The sequence below is a fragment of the Faecalibacter sp. genome, from assembly GCF_057177045.1.
Genome location: NZ_CM169987.1, coordinates 975,175 through 986,646, shown reverse-complemented (window position 1 = coordinate 986,646; position 11,472 = coordinate 975,175). Strand labels below are relative to the sequence as shown.

The following is an 11,472-nucleotide window of genomic DNA, read 5'->3' as shown; positions in this document are numbered from 1 at the left end:
TACTAAAATAATCAAAAAAGTAATTGGAAATGGTTTTGTAGTATAAATTTTCAATCAGTTGGATGTGGCACATTAACCCGAGTTGCGCCAAACCGATGTTGTACGACGTTTTTTTATTTCTCAATTCTTTTTAGTTTTTTTTCCGTTAAATAAAATATTCCGAAACACATTATGAACATTAATCCCAAACTTAATATTAAACCAACATTTTCATTAATTTTAAAATTTGATAAGATTAATAGGAATGAAGAGTAAAATATACCCAGTATTATCATAATTCTTGCGGAATATTTTTGTGATAAATTCCAATTTGTTTCATTCTTCATAGAATTTTTTGTTCTGTATCCATACAAAGAGTTAATTTTTTTTGGAGGGAATTTATAAAGTATAATTCCAGCAATAATAAAAACTGAACCAATTAATAAAGCATTTATAAAAATAGGATTTTCAAAATTCATTTTAAAGCTATTTTATCTATAAAAAAATCATTTCTAAAATTCAAATCCAATCAAGATTGATTTTTAAACTGTCTTCATTAATATTCAAAAAAAATTCTTTTATACAAATGTTTGGATAAAATGTCGTACAACGGGCCGTGGCTTGGCCTTTACTTTGTTTTTTATTAAATTACTTATAAAAAAGGATTGTAGAAGTGACCTATCGGCTTGGCAAGATTTCGAGATCTATACTTCGCATTAGTCTTCTACAAATCCTTTTACAAAAGTTGATCAGCTTCAAATAGAATGAGAGACATCGAGGTCTACTAAAGGCTATAAAGTAATCAACTCCTTTTATAAATCTTAATTTCAAATGTATGAAAAAGTATTTGTATTTTATTGGTATTGATGTATCTAAATTAAAATTAGATGTAACGATTTGCAAAGAAAATGAACTTCATCAATCCCATCATTTTATCGTAACAAATGATAAAAAAGGATTAAAGGAGCTTTTACAGTTTTTAAAAAAGAGAGAAATTCACACATCAGACGTACTTTTTAGTTTTGAAGATAGCGGTGTGTATTCTATGCCATTGTGTTGTTTTTTATCGGATCAAGAGTTGGATTATTGGATGATTCCAGCAATTGAAATCAAACGAAGTAAAGGACTTGTACGTGGTAAATCAGACAAAGCCGATTCGAAGGATATTGCCATTTATTCTCATACACATTTTTACAAATTGAGATTAGGTAAAATTCCAGAAAAAGATCTTTTAAAACTTCGCTTATTATTTACAGAACGTGAGAAATTACTTAAGGCCATCAAGGTTTTAGACAGTACAAAAGAAGGTATAGAATATTTACCAAAAGAGGTGTTTTCTGAGATAGAGCGCGTGAATAAATCGACCATAAATCACCTAAAGAAAGCCATTGAAAAGATAGAAAAACGAATGCAAGAAATTGTAAAAATGAATGATGAATTGCATCATCAAAATAAACTCATACAAAGTATTCCTGGCTTAGGTCCGATGACATCAATCTATTTGATATTAGTAACCAAAGGATTTACAACCTTTAAAAATTCACGTCAATTAAGTTGTTATGCTGGCGTAGCTCCGTTTGAATACAGCTCAGGAAGTTCAATCAAAGGACGAACGAAAGTAAGTCATTTTGCCGATAAAAAACTAAAATCATTGCTTAATATGTGTGCAATGAATGCAAAGAAATGTGATCCAGAATTAAAGCTCTATTACGAAAAGAAATTGGAAGAAGGGAAATCAAAAATGTTGGTTCTAAATAATATCCGATGCAAACTATTAGGAAGAGTATTTGCAGTAATCAATCGTGGATCTGCTTATGTAAATATTCAAAAATTTGCAGCATAAAAAAATAGAAAAAAAATATAAAAAAGGTTTGTTTTTATCCATAGAATGCGAAGTGCGGGCTTGAATTGAGCGAAAGTTCAATTCAGACCGAGACGTAGCCAAAGCTGTGAGCCTTTTGGTAAATTTAATAAAAAAAACAAAAGCAAACAGCTTTTGGCGGATAAAATAGGCGAGAAGTTCAATTTTGCACTTCACCCCGCATTTTGCCAAGCCGATGTTAGCGGCAGTATTATTTTATATTGTGCCATTCGTGTCCACAACCATTTACACATTCTGTTTTTCGTCTATGAGTATCTGTTTCTTTAAATATCCATAACAAAGAAATTATTATCTTTTCTTGTTCGCTTTTTGATAGTTTTTCAAGTTTGTCAAATGCAATTTTAGTTGAAAACGATTTTAAAATTATAATTGGTGTAAAAGTCGGTTTTAATGGAATCGTGGTAATTGCTTTTTGATATGTTTCTGAATTGTAATCTATTTTGTTTGGAATTGAATTATAGATGTAATTTCTTAAATGAATGAAAACTTTTTTAAAGTCAAAATTTTGGTTAGTTAAAATAGTTTTGCAACCAATTTCAAAATCAATTTGATTCTGCGCAATTTGATTTATTAAAATTTCTATTTTATTCATTAGTTTATCACAAAATATTCGTCTATTGTTTCGTTTTCATCTGTTATAACTAACGCAAAATATCCGATTTCATTTTTTAGGTTGTTTAATAATGGTGTTTGAAATTTATTATATCCCAATTCAGTTTTAAAATGTTCAATATTTTTTATGTTTATCGAGATATTTTTGTTTTCAATATCCAAATCATCACAAGTATGAATTTCAAGAATTTTTAAAAATGATTTTTCAATTTTTTCTTTAATTTCAAACTTTTCAATTAGGTGCTTGATTTGCGATGTCGTTGTCATAATATTGCCGCTAACGAGCCGAGTATTTGCGAAAAACGGGAGAGAAATTGAGCGAAAGCTCAAGTTCGTCCGTTCAAGCAAATTGCTTGGCTAAAACTAAATTAATTGAAAGTTTTTAGAAAAGCAATTTTGCGAGTGGAAAAAGATGGGATGAAAGTTTACTTTCAGCCCGTTTTTTGCGAAATACTTTGTTGTACGCAGTTTATTTAATATTCATCTTCCATAGTTTTGTCAATCCAATCTATGAAATTTTTCCATTTATAATTTGGGTTAGATTCAATAGCGTTTGAGTTATGGTCAAAAATCACAATAGGATATTCAGATTTAGAACTTCTATTATCAAAACACCAAAAATCTCCATTATCTTGTTTGAAAGGTGTTAGATATTCGGGTAATTTTAATTCTGCATAATCTTTTAATACTTCTTCTAAACTCATGTAAGGTTCAAGTAAGCTATTTGCAAAACCAAATCCATCAAAAGCAAAATTTCCGATCGGAATTTCTTTGCAATATTTTAGTTGAAATTCGATAAATGATTTCGGAAACTGACATTTATATTTTTCAATTAGTTTATTCAATTCCGTTTCATTCGGTTCAGGATAATTCGGTGGGAACGCTGGTTCTCGTTCAGAATATTTTGATTTTATATCTTCAAATGTCATATTTTGAAAAATTGCGTACAACGAGCCAAGTATTTGCGAAGAACGGGAGAGAATTTGAGCGAAAGCTCAAGTTTGTCCGTTCAAGCAAATTGCTTGGCTAAAACTAATTTAAGTTGAAGTTTTTAGAAAAGCAATTTTGCGAGCGGAAAAAGATGGGATGTAAGTTGGATTTTATCCTGACCCTGTCGAAGGATTCAGCCCGTTTTTTGCGAAATACTTTGTTAGCTGTAGTCGTGCTTTACATTATTATTTTAGTTTCAAGAGCAATTTTTTTATCGTTTGAAACTAACAGATTGTCTTTAAATCCGAATGCAATTTTGTCATCATCATTTATGAATTCAGCAGCACTAATATAAATTTCAGTTGTGTTTTCAAACTTTATTGTAATAAATTGAGGGTAAGGTTCTCCAAATTCATTTTCCCATCCAATTTCAACAGCTTTAATTTTTTGGCCAATAACGTTTTTCCAAAATTCATTTTCTGAAAGATTCCATTTTATTGTTTTGGTAAAAATAGTTTTTTCATTAATTTTTATTCCTAATGCATACTGTGTAAATTCAGAATCCCAGTAAAATTCTATCGTGTTTTTTTCGGTAATAAAGAAAATCGAGTAATCAATTGTATGAATTTTTGAAGACCTTGTTTCAAAAAATGGAGTAGGTTTTTCTGGATTATAATTTATTTCTGCATATTCAATTTTTTGGATTTTTTCACCAATTATTTTTTTGCATTTATTTTTAAAATTAATGTGTTTTTCGGATAGTTTCATTTTTGCGAAATCTTAGGAAGATTACAGCTAACGGGCCGCGTATTGGCGATAGTGGCAGATTAGAAAGCCAAAACTTTCAATCTTGCACTAACCTAAGCAACAGCCTTTTATTATTTTCTAAATTTATGAAAAAAGGAAATATAAAAGGCTGTTGCGACAAAAAAAGAGAAACTTTCAATTTCTCTCATAAACCGCCATTTCGCCAATACGATGTTATATGCCGTTTTTACTTCATTTCTTCAATTGGAATTTGATTTTTTGAGTTACTAATTATAACAGCATAATCAATAAAATCGGTAGTTGATTTACCAATAAGGTATTTTCCATTACTTTTTTTTAGAAACAAATTAACTTCTATCAAATCAGTTTCTTTATTATAAGGTGTATTTACATTATTAAGCCTGAAAAGAGTTATATCTGATAGTTTTGTACTTTTCAATTTGCTAATACCTCTAAAATATTCTTTCCAATAGTCTCCAATTCCATAGCCCTTTTCAGTTGTAAACTTTTGGTAATTTCCTTTTTTGTCATAAATTTTATCCCAAAGAACTTCGCTTTTAGTTAAATAACCAATTATTGAAATGACCTTATCCTTTTTATAAATCTCATTTTCAATTAGTCGAGTGAAAAATGAAGGATAATTTTTTTCTCGTTCTTTTTGGATATGAAAAAAACCATATTTAGCAAATTGCTTTTTTGACTCAAGTTTGTAAATCTCTTTTAAAGAAATATAATTATCATAAATAATTTTTTCTCGTTCACTTTTTTCTTCAAAAGTATAATCAATGTTTTTAATAATGTGATTAAAACTTATCGTATCCTTAATTTGATGAATATATAGGTCTTTATTAGTTTTATAATCCGTTATGAAGTTTTTTAAAAGTAAAGCAACTTCTTTATTACGAATACTAAAATCTAAATCTTTATTAGTGAATATATTTTTTAATTCTTCATTTAAAGTCCAATCTTCAATATTTTCAGTTAAAAATAAAATATGCTTTATAGGAAATTTATATTCGTTGATAATATCAAAACCAATTATTTTTATTGGATTATTTTTATATGATTGATTTAGTAATCTCAAGTTTTTCCAATGTTCAAAAGTCTCAATAGTTCCTTCTTGGCTTACAATTGTTTGAAATGCTAAAGTCAATTCTTTTAAAAGTTCTTCATTGCCTGTATCTAAATATTGTTGAAAGTAAAATGCTTGACTAAAATTTGTTTCTGGAATATAATAATCAAGTGCATTCTGTTTTTTAAGATTTTTAATTAAATAGAGTTCAGCTTCATATGTTTTAGCACTTCCGTGATAAGCTCCAAAACCAAGAATATTAAAATCTGTTTGAGGAAAATTAAAATCAGGTTCTTCAAGGTCAAAACGGTTTTGTTTTAAGTAATCTTTTTTATTCTGTGAAAAAACAATTAGAGATATTATTAGTGTAAAAAAAGTGAATATATTTTTCATTGAATTTCTGTAAAATGGCATATAACGAGCCGAGTATTTGCGAAGAACGGGAGAGAATTTGAGCGAAAGCTCAAGTTTGTCCGTTCAAGCAAATTGCTTGGCTAAAACTAATTTAAGTTGAAGTTTTTAGAAAAGCAATTTTGCGAGTATAAAAAGATGGTATGAAAGTTGGATTTTATCCTGAGCTTGTCGAAGGGTTCAGCCCGTTTTTTGCGAAATACTTTGTTATCTGCAGTTTTTATTAATTGTTTTCGATCAATATTTTTCGTTTGTTGATGAATTTTTTTGACATTTTATATTCAAAAAGATAATCACAATAGCAATCACAAAGTGAGGAAGCTTTAAAGTTTGCAAAGAATTTTATTTCAGTTTTAGAAATTATCAAACTATCATTTGGTTTTTGACAACAATCACTTATCGTTTTGAAACTTATAAAAACACTGTCTTGTTTTTCATCTTTTTGAAAATCAAATATTTTTTTGATTCCATTATTTTTTATGTCTTCTTCAGTTATAAATTTTATTGGAATTCCATTTTTGTCATTGCACAAATCTTTTCCTGAAAATTTATAATTAATCTTTTCATATTTATTACAGCCAAATAATGTAATAATTAAAATGATAAATATTGCTGAAATCTTTTTGTTAATCACGGTTGGCATAAAATTGCAGATAACGAGCCGAGTATTTGCGAAGAACGGGAGAGAATTTGAACGAAGTTCAAGTTCAGCCGTTCAAGCAAATTGCTTGGCTAAAACTAAATTAATTGAAAGTTTTTAGAAAAGCAATTTTGCGAGTATAAAAAGATGGTATGAAAGTTGGATTTTATCCTGAGCTTGTCGAAGGGTTCAGCCCGTTTTTCGCAAATGCTATGTTAGCTGCTGGCATTTATTATTTAGACTGAACGATGAAATCATATTCATGTTCGGTAAAATAAAATGGAATATTAGCCCATTCTAAATTATTATTTTTAGCAGTTAAATGTACTTTATGTATAAATTGCATAAACTTTGAAATAATGATTTGCTCAGTCCAATCTCTTGCATCTTGCAACTCTTGAGAAACTTCATCATTTTCAATTAAGTTTTCAAAGTTTTCAAATAAATTCTGAAAATCTTCAAGTCCAGTTAAAACAAATTCTTCCTTAGTCATTATTTCAGGATTGCAATCTGATAACCATTCCATATCTTCAGGATTATAGCCGCCATCAAATTCAAAAGCAAAACATTGTATATACCACTTTTCAGTATTTATATCAAATTCGTTTAATTCAAAATAGAATGCTTTTATTTCTGAGTGCTTAGAGATTTTCTTATAAAAAGAATCGATCCATTTAATACAATCTTCCACATTATTTGTAAATGAATGCTCTAATATTTTATGAAATGAAGTTTGGTTAATTTCATTTAAATGTTTTTTTGCAATAGTTATTGCATTCTCAAAATTTAACTTTTCAAGTTCATAATTTATTTTTTCAGCAAAATCAAAGTTCATATGTAATTTTTTTAATGCTTGCAGCTAACGTTTCGGGTATTGCCGAAGGCGGGGAAATCGAAGCTGAAAGTTTCGATTTTGCACCGAGGCTAGCCAAAACGAATTATTATGAGTTAAATTTAAAAATAAAAAACGAATAAAATTCGTTTTTGGCGGTGAACGAAGAACAAACTTTCAATTTATTACTTCATCCCCGCTTTTGGCAATACCATGTTAGCAGTAGTTATAATAATTTAAGAGTTTCACTTATGTTTTTTACTGTATGCTCTCCGTGAAAAAACTTATTGATAACTTTTGAGTAATCTTTTTCATTTCCAATTACTTCTCGCAATGTACTCTTCATAAAATCCTTATCGGATGTTGGTGTGTCACTCTTTAATAAAAGTCGAATCCACTGTTTCATTTTTTCTTTCCCGATTTCTTTTTCTATGCTAAATAAAATCAAAGGTTGATAATCATAACCGTAAGTTTCTCTGTCGTTAATGTCAGCTAAACTGGAAATCTCTCCGATTGGTTTAAATTTAAAATCTTCATCTTCTACATACTCCAAACTACTTTTGAGCGATTCTTTAACTTTCTGTTCCATTCCTATGCTCTCAGCAAATTTTAAAGACATAAATTCCGCAAAACCTTCGTCAAGCAAATTCTCTAATGTAGTGTTACAATTTTTTATTGTTCCAAAATAATAATGGCTCAATTCGTGTGCCAATGTCAATAAAAATCCTCCTTCCAATTGTTTGTCAAAAGTTGCCTTCAAATCACTTGGCGGATTACCACAAATTGTAAAAGTTGGATTACTAGCAAAAGCAAAATAACCTTTTTCATTTGCGGTCAAATATGCCTGTACCCAATGTACTTTTTCGAGATATGAGATATTGGTATAAGAACTCAAAAAATCTACAACCTTGCCATTAATTTCATCAAATTCAGCAACCTGATTTTTCGTAAAATCTGCATTTAACAACGTAATATTTTCGGCTTCTTGTATATCATATTTTCCGATGAAAATATAAGGTTCTCTTGGGCTTTCGCTTACGAAATGTCCTCTTTTGGCATTTATAGGTTTTGAGCCATTAATGTAAATTTGTTCGCAGTCTTCACAAATGAGTTCAATATCATATTTTACAAGTTCGTATTGAAAGTCATTGTCAATATCATACAATGTAGGAAACCAAGCAGATTGATAGCCATCCATTCGTAATAATCCATTCATAAAGGCTATATTGCCTCTCCAATCGGCTTTTTGATAATTTTCAGAAATGGTATCATTAATAACTGGAAATTTACCAACGTATCTAAAGCGCAATTTTTTTGGTAGAAATTTTTGACCTTTCACATCAGCTGGAAAATAGTACGAAACCGATTCGTAAGTTTGTAAGCTATCCGACAATTCACGTTTATATCCAAGTAAAAACTCGTTAGGTTCTACACTTTGTATGTTAAGGATATTCAATCCCTTATTTAAGCGTATAAGATAATTGTTGATTTGAGAATAATCACTTAAAATAATATCACACTCAATTGTCCCATTTTCAACCGAAAATTTTGCTGTACCTGATATTTTTGGGATTTTATCTTGAGCATTTGTTGTTAAACTCATTAATAAAGATAAAAGAATAATAAAATTTTGTTTCATTTGTTTGAAGATATTTCTACTACATATGTCGGTCATAATTACTGCTAACGTTTCGAGGCTTGGCGATAGTGCGGGCTTGAATTGAGCGAAAGTTCAATTCAGACCGAAACTAAGCCAAAGCCAATTTCTATTTGCTAATTTAAACAAAAAGCCAATAAAATTGGCTTTTGGCGACTTAATATGCACAAAAGTTCAATTTTGCACTTAACCCGCATTTCGCCAAGCCGATGTTGTGTGTAGTTTTTATTTTAGATTAATAATCACTGAAAATTCCGAATTAACGTATATATTTCCAACAGTTGCTGGTTTCCATTTGGTCTCGTTGATTAACTTAAATGCTAAATTTTTAATCGATTCGTGATAAGATTTATTGTAATTTTCTTTTTTAGCTTCTACATCAAAGTATGTAATGTAATAATTATTTATAGTCGCATTTCCCAATCTATCTACATAAACATCTATTCTTATATTCGCAACACCGTTTCCATTTTCTTTATTTGTAACTATATAGTTTCTATCGTATTTATTAAACAATTCGTCAAATTTTTCCTGTAATCCAGTATGATATTCTGAATCATAAAATTTATCCCCTGGAAATAAAGCAGGTTTATTCCATATGCCATTTAAACCGTGTTTTGAAAATACTAAATCTGTTTTTTTTCGTATCCAAATACTATCTGATAAAAAGTGAATAGAATCAATAAATTTACTTCCATATTTTTCTTCAAAAACCAAGTTTATTAATTCACAATAGCAATTTTGACGTTTATTTTCATAAACTATATCAGAATAATGAGCAATTTTGATTTCTATGTTTTTAGAATTTAGAATACTATCGAATTCTTTAGTGTGCCTTTCTTCTTCCAAATTTGATAGCATTCCATAGCTTTTACAATAAATATTTTTTTTATTTTTTAAATCGTTTTCTGCCTTTTTTACAGCACTTAAACAATTTGTATCATTTGTATGAATTTCATCAATGAATTTCTGAATAGTATCATTCTTCTCACAAGACAATGATAGAATTAAAAATAATAGAAAAATTATTTGTTTCATTTTGGAGAAAATTACACACAACGTTTCGAGGCTTGGCGATAGTGCGGGCTTGAATTGAGCGAAAGTTCAATTCAGACCGAAACTAAGCCAAAGCCAATTTCTATTTGCTAAATTACAAAAAAAGCCAATAGAATTGGCTTTTTGCGGATTAAGAAGACGAAAATTTCAACTTAGACGGAACCCCGCCATTTTGCAAAACCCTTGTTGGCTACAGTGTTTTTATTTTTTCATACAATTCGTTCATTTCATATTCTATTGGAATCACTATAATTCCTTTATCGTTTATTATTCCCCATTTTTTGTCAATTCTTGCTAGAGCAATTGATTGAGAATATTTTTTAGGTTTAATTTTTCCAAATCCAAGAACAGTACTTTCGTCCCCTTCAATTAATTTGAGTTCGTCATATTTTTGAGATAACAGTTTTTTGTTTTCATAATCCCAAACTTGCCATTTATTATTTTTTTCTAACGCAGTTATTCCTTTAAATTCACTTAATACATTGTCGTAATCAAACTCCAATAATATTTTATCTTTAAAATTCACTATTCCCCATTTTAAGCTGTCTGAAGCCACTACTTGTTTTTTGAATGGAATTCCTAAACTTTGGTATTTGAAATCTAAAACGGTTTCATTTTTAGTGTTTATAATTCCAGCTTTTCCGTTTTTTCTTGCAATTGCCAAACTGTCAATGAATATGTAATTTAAATCGTATTGGCACTTAATAACCTCTTCGCCTTTTGTATTTATATAACCAAAATAGTTTCCTTCTCGAACTTTGGATAATCCGTCATAAAACTCTCCAATTACCATATACTTGAATTCGGTTAATTGTTTAAATTTGTTGTCGAAAAGAGCATAATTTCCATTTAGTTCTTTTGTTGCAATTATGAAATTGTTTGAGAGAAATTGAATCCAAGAGAAAATAGGTTCTAAAATTTCATTTCCTAAACTATCAACAACACCATACTTGTTTGTTATTTCTCGTGTGTCATAAACTTCAGAACTATCGATTATTTTGTACGATTGTTTATTTACTATAAAAAATTCTTTTTCGGGTTTAATATGATAGTATTTTGGCGGTAAAATTATTTTGTTTTGCGAGGTTATTATTCCTAAATTGTATTCTCCAAAATATTTTGCACGATAACCAAAAACGAATTTGTCATTTCCTACATAACTCAAATACTCATACTTTGTTGGAATAATCTGTTTGTTTTGTTTGTCAATTATTCCTAAACTATCATTTTGAGTAATTACTGCATAGTTTTCTATAAATTTTCTCGCATATTGATATTGAGGTTCAATAATCACTTCTCCAAGTTCATTTTTGTAACCATAAAATCCATTTGATTCAAAAGGTTTTAATTCTTGAGCCAATAATCCTTGTTTAGAAAGACAAAGTGTTAATATTAGTACTATTGTTATATGTATTCTCATTTTTCAACATTGTAGCCAACGGGCCGCGGCTTGGCCTTTACTTTGTTTTTTATTAAATTACTTATAAAAAAGGATTGTAGAAGTGACCTATCGGCTTGGCAAGATTTCGAGATCTATACTTCGCATTAGTCTTCTACAAATCCTTTTACAAAAGTTGATCAGCTTCAAATAGAATGAGAGACATCGAGGTCTACTAAAGGCTATAAAGTAATC

Annotated in this window: 12 protein-coding genes; 1 reads left to right on the top strand and 11 read right to left on the bottom strand. The window is 29.1% G+C overall.

What is annotated here, in order from left to right:
• Positions 1-113: 113 nt before the first annotated feature.
• Positions 114-458, bottom strand: coding sequence for an SdpI family protein (locus AC1QSP_RS04565; protein WP_484079979.1), 345 nt, complete (start codon positions 456-458; stop codon positions 114-116).
• Between the two features lie 356 nt (positions 459-814).
• Between AC1QSP_RS04565 and AC1QSP_RS04560 the strand changes: the two genes are divergently transcribed.
• Positions 815-1,822: an IS110 family RNA-guided transposase gene (locus AC1QSP_RS04560; protein ID WP_484079978.1), complete on the top strand. Its 1,008-nt coding sequence runs from the start codon at positions 815-817 to the stop codon at positions 1,820-1,822.
• A 229-nt stretch (positions 1,823-2,051) separates the two neighbouring features.
• Here AC1QSP_RS04560 and AC1QSP_RS04555 read toward each other — a convergent pair whose 3' ends face one another.
• The 10 genes from AC1QSP_RS04555 to AC1QSP_RS04510 all read right to left on the bottom strand — a co-directional run bounded on the left by AC1QSP_RS04555 (position 2,052) and on the right by AC1QSP_RS04510 (position 11,259).
• A complete protein-coding gene (locus tag AC1QSP_RS04555; RefSeq protein ID WP_484079977.1) occupies positions 2,052-2,453 on the bottom strand; it encodes a DUF5958 family protein in 402 nt (133 codons plus the stop codon).
• Positions 2,453-2,740 (bottom strand): hypothetical protein, encoded by a 288-nt coding sequence (locus AC1QSP_RS04550; protein ID WP_484079976.1) that lies wholly within the window; start codon positions 2,738-2,740, stop codon positions 2,453-2,455. The genes AC1QSP_RS04555 and AC1QSP_RS04550 overlap by 1 nt, the downstream gene beginning before the upstream one ends.
• Before the next feature lie 206 nt (positions 2,741-2,946).
• Entirely contained in the window at positions 2,947-3,402 is a 456-nt protein-coding gene (locus AC1QSP_RS04545; protein ID WP_484079975.1) for an SMI1/KNR4 family protein, read from the bottom strand.
• A gap of 238 nt (positions 3,403-3,640) precedes the next feature.
• Positions 3,641-4,171 carry a hypothetical protein gene (locus AC1QSP_RS04540; RefSeq protein WP_194184013.1) on the bottom strand — a complete coding sequence of 177 codons (531 nt, stop codon included), beginning with the start codon at positions 4,169-4,171 and terminating at the stop codon, positions 3,641-3,643.
• 226 nt (positions 4,172-4,397) lie between these two features.
• A complete protein-coding gene (locus AC1QSP_RS04535; RefSeq protein ID WP_484079974.1) occupies positions 4,398-5,636 on the bottom strand; it encodes a hypothetical protein in 1,239 nt (412 codons plus the stop codon).
• Between the two features lie 241 nt (positions 5,637-5,877).
• Positions 5,878-6,297: a hypothetical protein gene (locus tag AC1QSP_RS04530; protein WP_484079973.1), complete on the bottom strand. Its 420-nt coding sequence runs from the start codon at positions 6,295-6,297 to the stop codon at positions 5,878-5,880.
• A gap of 229 nt (positions 6,298-6,526) precedes the next feature.
• The gene (locus tag AC1QSP_RS04525) at positions 6,527-7,129 is read right to left on the bottom strand and encodes a hypothetical protein (protein WP_484079972.1); all 603 of its coding nucleotides are present in this window, start codon (positions 7,127-7,129) and stop codon (positions 6,527-6,529) included.
• Between the two features lie 223 nt (positions 7,130-7,352).
• A complete protein-coding gene (locus AC1QSP_RS04520) occupies positions 7,353-8,765 on the bottom strand; it encodes a M1 family aminopeptidase (RefSeq protein WP_484079971.1) in 1,413 nt (470 codons plus the stop codon).
• 243 nt (positions 8,766-9,008) lie between these two features.
• Complete coding sequence (locus AC1QSP_RS04515; protein ID WP_484079970.1) at positions 9,009-9,821, bottom strand: hypothetical protein; 813 nt, start codon at positions 9,819-9,821, stop codon at positions 9,009-9,011.
• A 208-nt stretch (positions 9,822-10,029) separates the two neighbouring features.
• Positions 10,030-11,259: a WG repeat-containing protein gene (locus tag AC1QSP_RS04510; protein ID WP_484079969.1), complete on the bottom strand. Its 1,230-nt coding sequence runs from the start codon at positions 11,257-11,259 to the stop codon at positions 10,030-10,032.
• Between the last annotated feature and the right edge of the window lie 213 nt (positions 11,260-11,472).